This window comes from Cohnella sp. GCM10027633 (assembly GCF_042675445.1).
In the GTDB taxonomy this organism is placed as follows: domain Bacteria; phylum Bacillota; class Bacilli; order Paenibacillales; family Paenibacillaceae; genus Cohnella.
Genome location: NZ_JBHTGV010000003.1, coordinates 231,977 through 249,005, shown reverse-complemented (window position 1 = coordinate 249,005; position 17,029 = coordinate 231,977). Strand labels below are relative to the sequence as shown.

At 59.2% G+C, this 17,029-nt stretch carries 16 protein-coding genes; 11 read left to right on the top strand and 5 right to left on the bottom strand.

Translation table 11 applies throughout. The features are described from left to right. Nucleotides 1-318 precede the first annotated feature (318 nt). A complete protein-coding gene (locus tag ACFQZG_RS10245; protein ID WP_378152044.1) occupies nucleotides 319-3,333 on the top strand; it encodes an efflux RND transporter permease subunit in 3,015 nt (1,004 codons plus the stop codon). A 130-nt stretch (nucleotides 3,334-3,463) separates the two neighbouring features. Then, nucleotides 3,464-4,009 (top strand): RDD family protein, encoded by a 546-nt coding sequence (locus tag ACFQZG_RS10240; protein ID WP_378152042.1) that lies wholly within the window; start codon nucleotides 3,464-3,466, stop codon nucleotides 4,007-4,009. A gap of 55 nt (nucleotides 4,010-4,064) precedes the next feature. On the opposite strand, the gene ACFQZG_RS10235 is transcribed toward ACFQZG_RS10240, so the two are convergent. Further along, nucleotides 4,065-4,715, bottom strand: coding sequence for a YktB family protein (locus tag ACFQZG_RS10235; RefSeq protein WP_378152040.1), 651 nt, complete (start codon nucleotides 4,713-4,715; stop codon nucleotides 4,065-4,067). Between the two features lie 256 nt (nucleotides 4,716-4,971). On the opposite strand from ACFQZG_RS10235, the gene ACFQZG_RS10230 reads away from it, so the two are divergent. Next, entirely contained in the window at nucleotides 4,972-5,571 is a 600-nt protein-coding gene (locus ACFQZG_RS10230; protein WP_378152038.1) for a hypothetical protein, read from the top strand. A gap of 120 nt (nucleotides 5,572-5,691) precedes the next feature. Here ACFQZG_RS10230 and ACFQZG_RS10225 read toward each other — a convergent pair whose 3' ends face one another. Continuing rightward, nucleotides 5,692-6,666, bottom strand: coding sequence for a hypothetical protein (locus ACFQZG_RS10225; protein WP_378152036.1), 975 nt, complete (start codon nucleotides 6,664-6,666; stop codon nucleotides 5,692-5,694). A 460-nt stretch (nucleotides 6,667-7,126) separates the two neighbouring features. Then, complete coding sequence (locus tag ACFQZG_RS10220; RefSeq protein WP_378152034.1) at nucleotides 7,127-7,657, bottom strand: YceI family protein; 531 nt, start codon at nucleotides 7,655-7,657, stop codon at nucleotides 7,127-7,129. A gap of 168 nt (nucleotides 7,658-7,825) precedes the next feature. On the opposite strand from ACFQZG_RS10220, the gene gndA reads away from it, so the two are divergent. After that, a complete protein-coding gene (gndA, locus tag ACFQZG_RS10215; protein ID WP_378152032.1) occupies nucleotides 7,826-9,241 on the top strand; it encodes an NADP-dependent phosphogluconate dehydrogenase in 1,416 nt (471 codons plus the stop codon). A 53-nt stretch (nucleotides 9,242-9,294) separates the two neighbouring features. On the opposite strand, the gene ACFQZG_RS10210 is transcribed toward gndA, so the two are convergent. Next, entirely contained in the window at nucleotides 9,295-9,594 is a 300-nt protein-coding gene (locus ACFQZG_RS10210; protein WP_378152030.1) for a hypothetical protein, read from the bottom strand. A 127-nt stretch (nucleotides 9,595-9,721) separates the two neighbouring features. On the opposite strand from ACFQZG_RS10210, the gene ACFQZG_RS10205 reads away from it, so the two are divergent. Beyond that, entirely contained in the window at nucleotides 9,722-10,246 is a 525-nt protein-coding gene (locus ACFQZG_RS10205; RefSeq protein WP_378152028.1) for a shikimate kinase, read from the top strand. 16 nt (nucleotides 10,247-10,262) lie between these two features. On the opposite strand, the gene ACFQZG_RS10200 is transcribed toward ACFQZG_RS10205, so the two are convergent. Further along, a complete protein-coding gene (locus tag ACFQZG_RS10200; RefSeq protein WP_378152026.1) occupies nucleotides 10,263-10,568 on the bottom strand; it encodes a rhodanese-like domain-containing protein in 306 nt (101 codons plus the stop codon). A gap of 95 nt (nucleotides 10,569-10,663) precedes the next feature. Between ACFQZG_RS10200 and ACFQZG_RS10195 the strand changes: the two genes are divergently transcribed. From ACFQZG_RS10195 to ptsP, 6 genes are all read left to right on the top strand, one after another. After that, a complete protein-coding gene (locus ACFQZG_RS10195) occupies nucleotides 10,664-11,044 on the top strand; it encodes a fluoride efflux transporter FluC (protein ID WP_378152024.1) in 381 nt (126 codons plus the stop codon). After that, nucleotides 11,041-11,415: a fluoride efflux transporter FluC gene (locus ACFQZG_RS10190; protein WP_378152023.1), complete on the top strand. Its 375-nt coding sequence runs from the start codon at nucleotides 11,041-11,043 to the stop codon at nucleotides 11,413-11,415. Before ACFQZG_RS10195 ends, ACFQZG_RS10190 begins: the two co-directional genes overlap by 4 nt. 22 nt (nucleotides 11,416-11,437) lie before the next feature. Continuing rightward, nucleotides 11,438-12,730: a 3-phosphoshikimate 1-carboxyvinyltransferase gene (gene aroA / locus ACFQZG_RS10185; protein WP_378152021.1), complete on the top strand. Its 1,293-nt coding sequence runs from the start codon at nucleotides 11,438-11,440 to the stop codon at nucleotides 12,728-12,730. A gap of 32 nt (nucleotides 12,731-12,762) precedes the next feature. Then, nucleotides 12,763-13,191, top strand: a complete 429-nt coding sequence (locus ACFQZG_RS10180) for a CoA-binding protein (protein WP_378152019.1) — start codon at nucleotides 12,763-12,765, stop codon at nucleotides 13,189-13,191. Nucleotides 13,192-13,295: 104 nt separating this feature from the next. Further along, entirely contained in the window at nucleotides 13,296-15,185 is a 1,890-nt protein-coding gene (locus tag ACFQZG_RS10175; RefSeq protein ID WP_378152017.1) for a glucose PTS transporter subunit IIA, read from the top strand. Next, on the top strand, nucleotides 15,182-16,936 hold the full coding sequence (gene ptsP, locus ACFQZG_RS10170; RefSeq protein ID WP_378152015.1) for a phosphoenolpyruvate--protein phosphotransferase: 1,755 nt from the start codon (nucleotides 15,182-15,184) through the stop codon (nucleotides 16,934-16,936). Before ACFQZG_RS10175 ends, ptsP begins: the two co-directional genes overlap by 4 nt. Nucleotides 16,937-17,029 lie beyond the last annotated feature (93 nt).

Genomic DNA, 17,029 nt, shown 5'->3' with positions numbered 1-17,029 from the left:
ATTTTATTCATAATGAGTGATTACTCACTTACATTATAGAGCATCCTATGGCCGTGTAAATATTAAATAAATCTAAACGTGTCCAAACTTTTACGAAATATGGTAGTATAGTTTGCGCTCTGTTCATTTTCCGTTCATATTGGTGCATTATCGTAGCTCTAGGGCCTATAGAGAGACTTCAGCCGTAAACGGACTCAGACCTGAGTCTAGGTACAAATCCGGTCTGGAGCCGTTGTTGCGCCGATCGTTCGACCCGTAATATTAGGAATGTGAGAATTTACAGCAGAAATCAAAGGTTCGGAAGGGGAAAACATTACTGTGAGGTCATTCATTCAAGGAGCATTTCGCAATAAGTCGGCCATCAGCATCCTGATCGTTATGGTGCTCGGCCTAGGGATCTTCAGCTACTTCAAGCTCCCGATGGAGCTCGTGCCGGAGGCGGATAATCCGCAGGTAACGGTGTCGGTCATCGGGCCGGGTTACGACGCGTCTTCGATGGAGCAGTCGGTTACGAATCCGCTCGAGCAGGCGCTGTCCGGCATTAAGGGAAAGACGAACACGTTCTCGACTTCCGGGGACGGCTTCTCCCAAGTCAACCTGAACTTCGATTCCAGCACGAACATGAAGGAAGCGAAGCTCGAAGTCGAGCGCGCGGTGAACGCGGTTCCGCTTCCGGAGCGCGTATCTCCTCCGTACGTCATCCAATTCAACACTTCGATGATCCCGATCTCGTTCGTGACGTTGACGTTCAACGACGGCGTAACGGAATCGCAAAAAGAAAAACTGGAGCAGCTCGTCGGCGATACGTTCCGCGGCATCGACGGCGCCGGCGAAGTCCAGCTGTCCGGTAAGTCGCAGCCTAAGATTACGGTAACGCCGGATCTCGCGAAGCTGTCCGATAAGGGCGTGCCGCTGCAAGCGTTGTACGGCGTACTGCAAGGGCGCAGCGCGTCCGCTTCGGTCGGCGAAAGCACGATCGACGGCCAGATCGTCAATCTGAACGTGCAAGGCAACCTGAGCGACGTCGAGTCTCTGAAGAAGCTGCCGGTCGCCCAAGGCGTCGCCCTTAGCGACGTAGCCGAAGTTCAGCTGCTCGACAACAAAGAGAGCGTGAACCGGATCGACGGCAAAGACGCGCTCATGCTCGTCGTCTCCAAGAGCGCAAGCGCCAATGCCGTTAAAGTCGGCGACGGCGTCCAAGACGCGATCGATAAGCTCAACGCGGAGAATAAAGAGATCGACTTGCGCATCATGATCAGCACCTCCGAGCAAGTCGTGCACTCCGTTAACAGCATGATGCAAGAAGTGCTTATGGGCGCGTTGTTCGCGACGATCGTCATCCTATTGTTCATGCGCAACGTTCGCGCGACGCTCGTGACGATTATCTCGATTCCGCTGTCGCTCGGCATGACGCTCTACTTGCTCGACTTGTCGGGCATCACGCTCAACATTCTCACGCTCGGCGGCGTCGCGGTAGCCGTCGGCCGTCTGGTCGACGATAGCATCGTCGTTATCGAGAACATTTTCCGCAGGCTTCAGAAGGAGAAGTTCTCCGTAGACGTCGTTATCGACGCGACGCGCGAAGTGTCCAGAGCGATTACGGCGTCCACGCTGACGACGGTTGCCGTATTCCTGCCGATGGGCTTGCTGCGCGGCGGTCTCCAAGCATTCCTGTTGCCGTTCGCCCTTACCGTTACGTACTCGCTTCTGTCCTCCTTGCTCGTGGCGCTGACGGTCGTACCGTTGCTTAGCGCAGGCGTGTTGAAGAACTCGACGATCAAGGAACATAACCCGAGCCAACGCTTCATGAATTTCCTGGCTTGGAACTTGCGCCACAAATGGCTGCCGATCCTCGTCGCTTTCATTCTCCTCATCGGTTCGATCGGTACGTACATGTCGATGCCGAAAGGCGCGCTCGATCAGTCCAGCGCGGAGACGCTTACGATCACGCTCGAATACAAGCCGGATACGCCGGTAGACGAAGTGTTCGAGAACGGCAAGAAGCTCGAAGCGTTCCTCATGCAGCAAGAGGAGCAAGAGTGGGTCAACATGTCGATGGGCAATAGCGCGGACGCGGCCAAATACGGCTCCGTGCAATCGCCGACGCTCGTATCCTACATGGTACAGATCAAAGACGGCGCGGATGCCGAGAACATCATCGACGCGGTGAAGGCCGAGCGCGCGAACTATCCCGAAGCGGATCTGAACGCCGGCGCGGGCAACTTCTTCGGCGGCAGCGGCGGAACGCAAGTATTCGTCGACGTTACCGGCAGCGATCTCGAGCAAATCTCGAAGACGTCCGAGGAAGTCATCGCGAAGATCAAACCGATCAAAGACGTCCTGAAAGTCGAGAGCAATCAAGACGAGAAGAAAACGAGCTACACGCTTCAAGTCGATCCGACCCAAGCGAAGGCGGGAGATATCTCGACCCAGCTCCAAGGCATGTTGAACCCGATGCCGATCGGCACGATCAATAGCGGCGGTCAATTGCTGTCCGTCGTGCTCGAGCCGGCGCTGAAGCCGCAATCCGAGAGCGATCTCGCGAACTTGACCGTCATGACCGACGATGGACCGAAGTCGGTGTCCAGCATCGCGGAATGGGTGAAGGAAGAGAAGGCCACGCAATTCTTCCATAAGGACGGCAAGAGCTATGTACGCGTATCGGCAACGGTCGATCCTGCTCAACTCTCGATCGTAGGTACCGAGATCGATAAAGCCATGAAAGAAATTACGCCTCCGGAAGGCGTGAAGCTGAACGTCGGCGGCGCGCAAGCCGACCAAGCCGCGGACTTCATCGATCTGTTCATCATGGGTCTCGTCGGCATCGCCGTCGCGTACCTGATCATGGTCGTCACGTTCAAGACGCTCCGCGCTCCGCTGGCGGCGCTCTCCACGATCTTGTTCGTTCCGATCGGCGCGGTGCTCGGCCTTATCATCGCCGGCATTACGCCTGACTTTACGGCCATCTTCGGCGTCGTTATGCTCATCGGCGTCGTCGTCACGAACGCGATCGTATTGCTCGACCGCGTCAGACAGAACGAAGCGAACAACATGACGATTCGCGAATCGCTCATCGAAGCGGCCGGCACGCGCATGCGTCCGATTCTGATGACCGCGATCGCCACGATCTGCGCGATGCTTCCGCTCGTGTTCGGATCGTCGGAAGGCGGCAGCATCGTCTCGCAAAGCCTTGCGGTCGTCGTTATCGGCGGTCTGGCCGTCGCGACGTTGCTCACGCTCGTCATCGTGCCTTGCGTATACGAGCTGCTGTTCTTCCGCAAGTCCCGCAAGCAGCGCAAGGCCGCGGCGGCTCAAGCGAACGCGGCAGCGTAATCGCGCTATAAGTTGATCGAACGGCGCCCCGGATGGGGCGCTGTTTTTTTGCATTCGACGGCAATGAACAAGGAAATCGTTAGGAGGCGAGAGAAGTATAATAGAACAAGACGAAACGGGAGGTCATACGATGGAGTGCGAACGCTGCGGAAGGAAGAACGAAGACGACGCGCGCTATTGCAACGGTTGCGGAGCCGCGTTGAAGGGAGCCGGCGGATCGGAACGTCCGGCTACTTACCGGGCGTTCAGTCCTTACGAATCGGGGGACAGGAACGACAGCCTGTTCATGCCCGATTACGCCGGATTCTGGAGGCGGGCGTTGGCGGTGCTCGTGGACGGTCTTATTCTGCTATTGCCTATCATGCTGCTCTCGCGAATATTGCTCGGGCCGGATGCCTCGGACGATAACAACTGGGTCGAATTCATCGTCATGTTGCTGTACAAGTCGCTCATGGAATCGTCCGCCAAGCAAGCGACGCTCGGCAAGATGCTCATCGGAATCAAGGTGACGGACGAAGACGGAGGGCGCATCTCGTTCGGACGCGCGGCAGGACGCCATCTCGCGTCCATCCTCTCCGGGATCATCCTGTTCATCGGATTCATGATGGCGGGATGGACGGAGAAGAAGCAGGCGCTCCACGATCTCATCGCCAAGACGCTCGTCGTCAAGTCTTAACGCGTCAACGGCCGCGACTCCCGAGGAGACGCGGCCGTATTCAATCGTTAGCCTTTTACGCCCAGGCCATCTTGTACAGCGGCATCAACGTACGGAACGTGTCTTCCGCCAGGCGGACGAACGCGTCGCCGTCCATGCGCAGCGTGTCGTCGCGCTGGATGTGGATGCCGCACGTCAATTCGGCCGCTTTGACCGTCTTCAGACGGTCGAACAGCTCCGCAAGCCCGGCATCGGGCAAGTCGCCGTGGACGATGCCGGCCGGCACCATATGGTCCTTCGACCAGACGTAATGCGCGGGAACGGACCGGCGGACCGAATCGAGCTCCGTCAGTGCGCGCTCCGCGAAAGCCGACTTGCCCGGGCATTCGTAGATGATGGCGAATTGAACGAATACGTGTGTCGACCATAGTCCGATCTGGAAGTGCGGATACGCCTTGTATCCGCGCTTATTGTTCGCATAGGCTACCCATGTGTCGTGGGGCGGATTAATCGTCCGTCTGGCGTGCTTCGCGACGTGCGGGAACATCGGTTCCCCGCACAGTCCTTCGAGATATTCGGCGACGAGGTCGCCGAGCTGATGAAGCTTGGGGCGCACGGTCGCGATGAGCGCCTCCATGCGCGGCTCCAAGCCTTCGATTTCGAACACCGCGAAGTCTTCCTTCGCGAACCCCCGGAACGGGGACGTGGCGGTACTGGTTGGACTCATCCGGTTGGTGTCTCCTTACGTTCGCTAATATTGTCGAAGATAGCAATGAACTCATTATACCATTGTTGCCCGCACGGCTGTCACCTTCGGCGTCGAACGGCCATTGGGTAAAAATGGCCGTCCGCTTCCTCGAAAATAGTCAAGAAACCAAGTTGCCATAACATAAGATGGAGTATAAGATAAGAGTAAGTAAGAATATTCAGACAATTCGGTCAACAACTCAAGCCGTGCGATATGCGCAGGAGGGGGGATGGCCGTGAACCGCAGTCACGAAGTGGAATATTGCAATCTCGAGCTTCGATTCGACCGTCGCCAAATCCAGAATCTGATCCGCGAGCTGATCCAGCAGGGGTATTCGCTGTATTGGAACGAGAGCGAGCACTTGTTCGTCGTATCGGTGCGAACCGGGCGCAAGCTGCTGAAGCTGAAATTCCAGCGGGTGCTCAACCGTTACAAAATGATCGGGGATTACTTGGTCAAGGATGAGAAGTTGGCGCAGTGGATCGAGAAGCTCATCGGCGATTCCCGCGGTCACGCCATTGTGAAGAGGTTCCGCGACCGTCAAGTGCTCGTCATCGAGAACATCATGTTCGGTGAAATTATCCGTCTCGTGGAGGTGTCCGGCATGGAACATCGGATTATTTTTCAGAAAAGGCCTCAGATTACGGTAGAAGACATGGTTCAAGCGTTCAAATCCAAGCGGGCCGAGCATCGTGCGGGCGTGCTTCGCTTAGAAGTGGACTATGAGCTGGCCGTGCTTCACGAGGCGCTAACGGAAGGGCGTACGGAGGACGCGGAAGCGTCCAAAGAGAAGCTGAGGGGCATGCGAGTCGAAATGCTGCTGTTGGAGCTGTGAGCTCTGCGTCGTATAGAAAAGAGTAAGAAGCATCCTTGCCGAATCGGCGGAGGATGCTTCTTCTATGTAGAGCGTGCCCGAAGGCACGCTTAGGAATGGCGAATGTCGGAGACGGATGATTCACCGCATTCTCATGATGATGATCGACGCGCTTTCCGTCGGCGTGCCTCCGGCGATCTCGCTCCTCAGCAAGACCGCGCCGTTGTTGTCGTCGATCCGGTTCAGCGACAAGAAGCCGCCGTTCGCTAATCTCGTTATGACTTGGCCTTGATAGGGAACGTCGCTCTGGACGGATCCGTAATTGCTGCCTTGGATAAGCGTCGCGATACCGGAACCGGGAGGCGTGAAGAACAAGCCGAAAGCGGTATCGCCCGCAGCAGGAAACACTTCCCAGCTGATATAGTAGATGCCGTTGTTATTAATCCGAATGAGCGACGGATCGTCGACCGTAACGTTGCCGCCTTCGATCATGGATTGGTTGAACAGGACGGCGCCGCCTTGAAGACCCGGTGCAGCCGCGCTGTCGACGAATTGTTGAACGGAACTGCCCACGTAGCTAATCTCGTTCCGGCCTCGGGGACCGCGTCTTCCTCTTCTCCCGCGATCGCCTTGTTCTCCCGTTCTGCCTCGCGGACCTTGCGTTCCCGGAGGACCTTGCGTGCCTTGCGGTCCTCGCAGCCCTTGAGGACCTTGCGTGCCTTGGCCTTGCGCGCCTTGCTGTCCTTGAGGACCCGGAGGACCTTGCGTGCCTTGCGTGCCTTGCGGACCTTGAGTGCCTTGAGTTCCTTGGGGACCTTGAGTGCCTTGACCGGCAGCTCCTTGGCCGCCTTGCGGCCCCTGAGGACCCTGGTTGCCTTGGCCGTAAGCGCCTTGCGGCCCTTGCGGTCCTTGAGGTCCTTGAGGTCCTTGCGGTCCCTGAGGACCTTTGAAGCCGTGACCATGGGCGCCTTGCGGACCTTGCGGACCGGCCGCGCCAGCGGGGCCGGGCGTACCTACCACCCGGTCGTCATGATGCGCATGGCTGAATTCATGGAACCTGAAGCGCCTGACGACTTTTTTTCGCTTCTTGCGGACGACGCGCGTTTTGCGGCACACGACGATTTTGCATGCGATTTTCCGTTTGGGTTTGCATTTCGGAGCCGCTTTCTTCGCGCATTTTCTAAGTCGACGCTTCTTGGGCTTCTTCTTGCACGCCGCAGTTTTCGGGGTAGACGGCTGACCGATGGCGCGGATCGTCGGCTGCTTCGGGTAGAAGATGGTCGTGCATGTTTTCGGAATATAGACCGTCGATGTTCCCGTGGACGTTTCGCACGATTCTTTCGCGCGGATTAACCTATCGATTGTACCCACCTCCCCTGAAGATAGACTACATCTTACGCCGCGGGTGCATTTGGCGGATGTACATACGCCTAGCAATCTATTGGACGAACGTCTATTTTGTCAAAAAAAGGCAGTAGCGGAGCAGTTCTTGTCCATGTCCATCCAATCCAAACGAAAAAACCCCCGATCTCTCCCTAAGGAAGATCGAGGGTCCGTATGGATGATATCGCGGGAATTACGCTTGCGCGAATTCGAGCTCGATGTGCACTTTGATCGCGTCGCCGACGAGCAAGCCGCCGGTTTCGAGCGCCGCGTTCCAAGATAGCCCGAATTCGGAACGCTGAATGACGCCGTCCGCGACGACGCCGAGCTTCACGTTGCCCCACGGGTCTTTGGCCGGTCCGGAAATTTCCGTGTTCAGCGTGACGGATTTCGTGACTCCCGCGATCGTAAGGTCGCCGGTCAGCGCGTAGTCGTCGCCGCCCTTGGAGACGAGGGACGTCTTAGCGAACGAAATTTGCGGGAATTGCTCCGCGTTGAAGAAGTCGGGGGACTTCAAGTGGCCGTCGCGGCCCGCGTCCTTCGTGTCGATGCTGTTCACGTCGATCGTCAACGTCGCCTCGAGGCCGGCCAGATCGGCAGAGTCCGCCGATAACGTCGCGCCGAATTCGTTGAAGCTTCCCCGTACGTTCGTGATCATCATATGGCGCACGCTGAACGTAATTCCGCTGTGCGATTTGTCCAAGTTCCATTGTGTTGCTGCCATGTCATCCATCTCCCTTAAAGTTTTATAGTTACTATTAAACAGTAAGTAAAATGAAATTGCAAGCATTTATTACGACATAAATAAAATTAAAGGTGGTTTTCTTATTCGCGGAAAAAGAGTACAATAGGTTTATTGTGTAAAATTTCGTATTAAAGGATGAAGAAAACCATGACTACTGCAAACATCGGCGTCGTCGGTCTAGCCGTAATGGGACGCAACCTCGCTCTTAACATCGAAAGCCGCGGATTCACCGTAGCGGTTTACAACCGTTCCGCGGAGAAGACGCACGACCTGCTCAACACGGACGGCCAAGGCAAACGCCTCGTCGGCACGTTCTCCGTCGAAGAGTTCGTCAATTCCTTGGAAAAACCGCGCAAAATCCTGATCATGGTACAAGCCGGCGCGGGCACGGACGCGACGATCGAGTCGTTGATCCCTTACCTCGACAAAGGCGATATCATCATCGACGGCGGCAACGCCTACTTCCCTGATACGCAACGCCGCAGCCGCGATCTGACGGCTCAAGGCTTTAACTTCATCGGTACCGGCGTATCCGGCGGCGAAGAAGGCGCGCTGAAAGGCCCGTCCATCATGCCGGGCGGCCCCGAAGAAGCTTATCGTCTCGTAGAACCGATCTTGACGGGCATCTCCGCGAAGGTGAACGGCGATCCTTGCTGTACGTACATCGGACCGGACGGCGCGGGCCACTACGTGAAGATGGTTCACAACGGCATCGAGTACGGCGACATGCAGCTCATCTGCGAAGCGTACCAATTGCTGAAAGACGTGCTCGGCGTCTCCACGGACGAGCTGCACGAAATCTTCAAAGAATGGAACAACGGCGAGCTCGACAGCTACTTGATCGAGATCACGACCGACATCTTCGCGCAAAAAGACGCCGAGACCGGCAAGCCGATGGTCGACGTCATTCTTGACGCCGCGGGACAAAAGGGCACCGGCAAATGGACGAGCCAAAGCGCGCTCGACCTGGGCGTACCTTTGTCCATCATTACGGAATCCGTCTTCTCGCGTTTCCTGTCCGCGATGAAGGAAGAGCGCGTCGCCGCGAGCAAAGTGCTTAGCGGTCCGAAGACGAAGCCGTTCCAAGGCGACAAAGCGGCGTTCATCGAGAGCGTGCGCAAAGCGCTGTTCGCTTCCAAGATCTGCTCTTACGCGCAAGGCTTCGCGCAAATGCGCGCCGCTTCCGAGGAGTACGGCTGGAACCTGCGTTACGGCGACATCGCGATGATCTTCCGCGGCGGCTGCATCATCCGCGCCCGCTTCCTGCAGAACATCAAGGACGCTTACGACCGCGATCCGGAGCTTCGCAACCTGCTGTTGGACGAGTACTTCAAAGGCGTCGTCGAATCGTACCAAGACGCGTGGCGCGAAGTCGTGCAGACGGCCGTCGCTTACGGCATCCCGGTTCCTTCGTTCGCCAGCGCGATCGCGTACTACGACAGCTACCGTTCCGCGCGCTTGCCGGCGAACCTGCTTCAAGCGCAACGCGACTACTTCGGCGCCCACACGTTCAAGCGCGTGGACAAAGAAGGCACGTTCCACCACAACTGGCTGAACGGCTAATCGCGTCCCGCCGTGCTTCCTGTTCGGAAGCGTGGCTGAACGGCTAATCCATTTTATCGCCCGGAGGGCGGCTTCTGCGGAAGCAGCTCTCCGAGCATCGACCGGAAGCAGGCGGTTTCCTTGTCGCTCGGATTGCGGCGATGCAGGAGCAACAGCGCCATGTCCGCGAAACATACGAAACGCGCAAGCAGCTGTGGCCGATCGAGCCCCGTCCATTCGGGTGCGCCGTCGGCCACTTTTTTCTTCATATAGCCGAGCGCGGACTTGACGTCGTCCCTGCACAGCGGATAGGCGGGGTCGAGCAATCGTCTGAGCGGTTCGTCGGCTTGGGTGGGAACGAGATCGGGATTCAAATGGAACCATCACCTTTGGCTGGAATGGCGTACACTATCAAACTTACGGTAAAACGCGTCGATTTATACCCTCGAGCCATTTGTGATATAGTAGAACAAGCGGAATGCCAAGGAGTGGGAACCGGGAGTGGACGGACGGGACACGAGCCGCAACATCGTCATCGTGGGATTCATGGGGACGGGAAAATCGACGGTTAGCCGGTTGTTATCCGAGCAGCTCGGATGGGACCGGATCGATACGGACGAAGAGATCGAGAGGCGAGCCGGCAAGCCGATACCGCAGCTGTTCTCGGAAGAGGGCGAGGAAGCGTTCCGCGACTGGGAGAGCCGGGTGCTGGAGGACGTGCTGGGCGGCAGCCGCCGGGTCGTCGCCACGGGCGGCGGGGCGGTGCTGCGAGAGCGCAATCGCCGCGCGATGCTGCGCGGCGGCTGGGTCGTCTCGCTTACGGCCGATCGCGACAGCCTGGTCCGCCGCGTGACGAGCGCCGCCGCGGCGGGCACGAGGCCGCTGCTCGCGGGCGACGCCGAAGCGAAGGTCGCCGCGTTGCTGGAAGCGAGGAAGCATGCGTACGATTTCGCGCACGCGACGATCGACACGAGCCGGCTGGCGCCGGCCGACATCGCCAAGCTGATGCTCGGATGGATGCGCTGATCGGCTATCGCGGGGGTTAGGGCAGGCTCGCCCATGCGAGCATGCCGCCCACGAGGTTCGTCGCGCCCTTGAAGCCGAGAGCGGACAAGTATTGGCAGGCATTGTCGCTGCGGTACCCGCTGCGGCAGATGAAGATGACTTCCTCGTCGCGAGGAATTTCGTCCAGCCGTTGCGGCACTTGTCCGAGCGGCATATGGATGGCGCCTTCGATCATGCCGTGCGCGACTTCTTCGTGCTCGCGGACGTCGATCAGGAGGGGCGTCTCCCCGGCATCGAGTCTTTGTTTCAATCGTTCTACGGTAATGGTCGCTGTCTCGCTCATCTGGGGCAACATCCTTATCTATGGAATGATAGGTCCATCATAAGGAACGGCATGTACCGCTGTCAAATGGACGGCGGGACTGCGGGGAGGCGCTTATGATTATCGCAATCGCGGTCGCGGTCGCCGGGTTCGCCGGCGCGGTGTCGCGCTACGGGGTGGGACTTGCCATGCCGGCTTACGACGATTCGGCGTTCCCTTGGGCGACGCTGTGCGTCAACCTGGCGGGCAGTCTGCTGCTCGGCTTGTTGATCGGTCTCGCGGCGAGGCGCAATCTGCCGAGCTGGTTCAAGGAAGCGGCGGGAACGGGCTTCCTGGGCGCGTTCACGACTTTCAGCGCGTTCAACGGCCAGCTGTGGGTGCTCTGGAAGCACCACGCGTACGGCGCGGCGATCGCATACGCGCTCGTCAGCGGCATCGGCGGCTGGTTGATCGCGGCCTCGGGCGTCGCGGCGGGAAGCGGGAGGAGAAGCGCATGAACGTGCCGACGGTATTGCTCATCGGGCTTGGCGGAACGATCGGGACGCTGTTGCGTTACGGCGCCGGCGTATGGGTCGCCAAGCAAGGGAAACCCGGGTTCCTCGCCACGCTGGCCGTGAATCTCGTCGGAAGCTTCGCCATCGGACTGTTGCTCGGTCTCGGCTGGCCCGACCGGCACGAGGAGGCGTACGCGTTCGCTGCGACCGGAATACTCGGCGGATTGACGACTTATTCGACATTGAACGTACAGAAGGCGACGCTGCGCAAGACGGCGTCCCGCAAGACGATCGTTACCTACTTGATCGCGACGTATGCAGGCGGAATAGGCTTCACCGCGGCGGGCGTAGGCGTCAGTTATCTCATTACATAGATTCTAGGAGCGTGCTTACACAATGGATATGATCGTAACGCCGACGGGCAGGCTGCAAGGCGAGATCCAGGCATTATCTTCGAAAAACTATACGACGCGCTACTTGCTCGTCGCCGCGCTTGCCGAAGGCACGAGCACGATTCTGCATCCGGCGCACAGCGAGGACGGCGAGGCGATGCGCCGTTGCATCCGCGATCTCGGCGCCGTCGTCGAAGAGGACGACGAGAAGATCGTCATTACCGGTTTCGGGCGCAACCCGCATCCGGCGAAGGAACTGAACGTGGGCAACGCGGGCGCGGTGCTGCGCTTCGTGATGTCGATCGCCGCGCTGCTGCCGGAAGTGCGCTTCGTTAACGCGTATCCGCAATCGCTCGGCAAGCGCCCGCACGACGACCTTATCGCGGCGCTCGAGAGCATGGGTGTGCAGATCGACCATGAGCAAGGCAAGCTGCCGATGACGATTCGCGGCGGCAATCCGCGCGGCGGCAAGATCCAAGTGTCCGGCAACGTCAGCTCCCAGTTCCTGAGCTCGCTCTTGTTCCTGACGCCGCTGCTCGACGAGGACAGCGAGATCGAAGTGTTGCACGACTTGAAGTCGAAGGTCGTCGTCGGCCAGACGCTCGAGGTGCTCGCGCAAGCGGGCATCGTCATCGAAGCTTCCGACGATCTGATGCATTACCGGATTCCCGGCAAGCAGAAGTACCGCGCGCAGACGTACGTCGTGCAAGGGGACTACCCGGGCTCGGCGGCGATTCTCGCCGCGGCGGCCGTGACGGATTCCGACGTCGTCGTCCACCGCCTGATGGAGAACAGCAAGCAAGGCGAGCGCGCCGTCGTAGACGTGCTGAAGGCGATGCAAGTGCCGCTGACGCACGAGAACGGCATCGTTCACGTGAAAGGCAACGGCAAGCTGGTCGCCGGCGAATTCGACGGCGACGAATTCACGGACGGCGTTCTCGCCATGGTGGCGGCGAGCGTGTTCGCGGAAGGAACTTCGCGATTCTATAATGTCGAGAACTTGCGTTACAAGGAATGCGACCGCATTACCGATTACTTGGCGGAGCTTCGCAAAGCGGGGGCGCGAGTCGAGGAGAAGCAGGACGAGATTATCGTTCACGGCCGTCCGGAAGGCGTCGAGGGCGGCGTCGAGATCGACGCTCACTTCGACCACCGCGTGATCATGGCGCTGACGATCGTCGGCCTTCGCTCGAAGCAGCCGATCCGAATCAAGGACGCGCACCACGTCGCGAAGTCGTATCCGCATTACTTCGATCACCTGAAGGCGCTTGGTGCGCAGGTGGAATGGGTAAGCTAAACGATCCGATACGTTGAAGGAGAGTGGCTCAATTGGCATTCGAGAATCCGTCGCGCGAGCAGATCAAGGAGATCTTGCAAGGCGCGAACAATATCGCGGTCGTCGGCTTGTCCGACGATCCGTCCAAAGTGTCGTACATGGTATCCGAAGCGATGCAACGCAAAGGCTACCGGATCATCCCGGTTAACCCGAAGGCGACGAGCATCCTCGGCGAAACCGCTTATGCGTCGCTCGCGGACGTTCCCGACCCGATCGACATCGTGAACGTGTTCCGCCGTCCGGAGCACACGCCTCCCATCGCGCAGGAAGCCGTGGCGGCCGGCGCGAAGGTACTGTGGCTGCAGCTCGGCATCGCGAACGACGAAGCGGCGTCGATTGCCGAGGCAGGCGGGTTAACGGTCATCATGGACCGCTGCATCAAGGTGGAAGATTCGATTCTGTTGCCTCACGGCAAGCAATAAGCACGTTCGCGGAATAGTAACGGTCCTCGCGCCGTTACTATTCTCTTTTTGACAAAAGACGCTGGTCGGGCTTACCATCGAGAGAGAGGAGGGGGAACGGACGTATGTTCGGTGTCGGCTATCTCCAACGGCTAGGACGGGCGATGATGCTGCCGATGACGGTGCTGCCCGCGGCCGCGGTATTCATCCTGCTATCGAGATTGCCGTGGGACGCGATCGGCTGGACGCAGGCGCAAGAGGCGCTCTACGCGGCGGGAATCGAGATTTTCGGGTACGTGCCCTTCGTGTTCGCGGTCGGCATCGCGCTCGCCATGTCCGGACAGACGGCGGCCGCGGGCATGGCGGCGCTTACGGGCATGTTTATTTTCCATGCGGTCACCCAGGCATACGATCCGAACGGCGTGCAATCGTCGATGTTCGCCGGTGCGGTCATCGGGATCGCTTCGAGCTGGGCGCATGACCGGTTCAAAGGGATACAGCTGCCTGAATCTCTGCAATTTTTCGGAGGCTCCCGGTTCGTGCCGCTGTTCATGAGCGTCTTCTCGCTCTTGTTCGCGTGCCTGATGATCTTTACGGGAGAGAGCATAAGGAGCTTCGCGGAATCGTCGGGGACGATCGTCGTCTCCGCGGGCGGCTTCGGCATTTTCCTGTACGGCTTCCTCCATCGAATTCTCGTCGCGTTCGGGCTGCATCATCTGCTGAACCATCTGTTCTGGTTCCAGATCGGTCAGTACGAGGCGTCGGACGGGTCGGTATACTTCGGCGATCTGCCGAGGTTCTTCGCGGGAGATCCGACGGCGGGCTCGTTCATGGCGGGACTGTACCCGACGATGATGTTCGCGCTCCCCGCGATCGCGTTCGCCATCATTCACGAGGCGCGCGAGGACTTGAAGCCGAAGACGCGCAGGCAGTTCCGCGTCGCGGCGCTCAGCTCGTTCCTGACGGGCATTACGGAGCCGATCGAATTCGCGTTCCTGTTCGTCGCGCCGTATTTGTTCTTGGTTCACGCGCTCATCTCGGGCGGCATCATGTGGCTCGTCTTCGAGCTCGGCATTCATCACGGTTTCACGTTCTCGGCGGGCGCGCTCGAATATTTGGTCAACATGCCGCTCGCGACGAAGGGCTGGCTGCTGCTGCCTCTGGGTATGGCGGTCGGCATCTTCTACTATATTTTATTCCGTTGGAGCATTCGCCGCTTCCAGCTCACGACGCCGGGACGCGAAGACGCGACGAAGCTCGACGACTGGGCCGGCGACATTCCGTACCGCGCGCCGCTCATTCTGCAGGCGCTCGGAGGCAAGGAGAACATGGTTCGGCTCGAAGCCTGCATTACGCGGCTGCGGCTGACGCTCGAGGACGACGATCGCAAGGTCGACGTTCAGGCGCTTCGCCACCTGGGCGCCGCCGGCGTCATCCGCCTCGGAAGCGGTCACGTGCAGGTCGTGTTCGGCACGTATTCCGAGCTCATCCGGGAAGAGATCCAGAAGCTCATGCAGCAGGACGTCCAACAGGTGCAATTCCATGCGCCGGTGCAAGGCCGGATGATTCCGCTCGAGGAAGTCGACGATCCGATCTTCGCCCAGCGGCTCGTCGGCCGCGGCGTCGCGTTCATCCCGGAGAGAGGCGAGCTCGTCGCGCCGGTGAAGGGCACCGTGATACATATTCATCCGTCGTTGCACGCGATCGGCCTGCAGACGGACGATGGACTCGAGGTGCTGCTGCACGTCGGCATCAATACGTCGCAGATGGAGGGCAAAGGCTTCACCGCCCTGGTGAAGCACGGCGACGAAGTGGCGCCCGGCCAGCCGTTGCTCAGGTTCCATCTGCCGACGCTCAAGCAGCATGCGAAGTCGCTGGCAACCCCGATGGTCATCACGAATTCGGATATCGTGAAATCTTGGCGCTTCGCGCCGTTCAAAGCGGTTAAGAAAGGTCAAGCGGCGGTCATGTCGGTCGTCGTTCACGAGAGAGAGAACAAGGGGGCGGGGAAATGATACAAGCTTTGGGAGCATCGGACGGCATCGCGATCGGCAAAGCGTTCGTTCTGCCGCATTGGGAGTGGGAGCTGCCCGATCAGAAGCTGGACGTCGCGGATCTGGCCAAGGAATTCGACCGGCTCTACGAAGGCATCCGGCGCTCGAAGACCGAGATCAACCGGATGAAAACGGAACTGGACGAAGCGGTCGGAGCGGAAGAGTCGAGCATATTCGACGCGCATATCGCCATCCTGGAAGATCCGGTATTCATGAACGAAATCCAAGGGATCATCCAGCGGCAGTACAAAGTCGCGGAGGTGGCGGTCAAGGAAGCGATCGACCATTTCGTGACGATGTTCGACCTGCTCGACGACGAATACATGAAGGAGCGGGCGCTCGATATCAAGGACGTCGGCAACCGGCTCTTGAAGCATTTGCTCGGCGTGCCGGAAATCGCCATGCCGGAAGATTCGCAGCCGTTCGTGCTCGTCGTTCGAGAATTGTCTCCGTCCCAGCTCGTCCATCTGAAGCCGGAGCTCGTGCTCGGCGTCGTGACGATGATCGGAAGCCCGACGTCGCACGCGGCCATCATGGCGCGCGCCTTCGGCATTCCGATGGTCATGGGCGTGGAAGGCAAGCTGGAGGAGCCGATCGCGACGGGCGACCTCGTCATCGTCGACGGCGGCGGCGGACTGCTGCACGTCGATCCGCTGCCCGACACGGTGTCGAGGTATACGGAGATGCGCAAGCGGCAGTCGGAGGACAAGGAACGGCTCCAGACGTTGGCGGAAGTGCCCGCGATTACTCCCGACGGCGTATCGCTCACGCTCGCCGCGAACATCAGCTCCTACAAGGAGCTGCAGGCCGCGCTGGCGAACGGTGCGGAAGGGGTAGGCTTGTTCCGCACGGAGTTTCTGTACATGGACCGCGACCGGTTCCCGTCCGAGGAAGAGCAATTCTCGGCGTACAAAGCCGTCGCCGAGAAGCTGAACGGCAAGCCGCTCATTATTCGCACGCTCGATATCGGCGGGGATAAGCAGCTCGACTATTACGAGCTGCCGTCGGAAGAGAATCCGTTCCTCGGCTTCCGGGCGATTCGGTTCAGCTTGGACCGCAAAGACTTGTTCAAAATCCAGCTGAGAGCCATCCTTCGCGCGTCCGTCTACGGCGACGTGCATATTATGTACCCGCTCATCGCGTCCGTAGAAGAGTTCCGCGAGGCGAACGAGGTGCTCGATTCGGCTCGCCGCGAGCTTGAAGCGGAGGGGCAGCCGTTCGCCGCGGACATTAAGGTCGGCATCATGATCGAAGTGCCTGCGGCCGTCGCGATCGCGGACTTGCTGGCGGAGGAAGTGGCATTCTTCAGCATCGGCACGAACGATCTGATTCAGTTCACGCTCGCGGTCGACCGGATGAACGAGAAGATTAGCCATCTGTACGAGCCGTTCCACCCCGCGGTGCTGCGCATTCTGCGCACGGTCGTCGGCGCCGCCCATAAGCGCGGCATTCCGGTCAACGTCTGCGGCGAATTGGCCGGGGACGTTCGCGCGCTGCCGATCTGGCTCGGTCTGGGCATCGACGAGCTGAGCTTGTCCGCGCAAGCGATCTTGCCGGTCAAGGAGACGATGCTGCGGACGAAGGCGACCGACAGCCGCAAGCTGCTCGAGGAGCTGTTCGCTTACCGTACGGCGGGAGAGATGAGGGCATGCGCGGAGCGGTTCCACGCGGCGCGTCTGATGACGTCCAGAGCCGACCGCTTTCAACCGTAACGCGCTCGGAACGAAGAAGAAGGATACCCCGCGAAGAGGTATCCTTCCGTTCTGTTGCGATATGCGGTTAGAAGGCTCGTCGTTCAGTCCTCT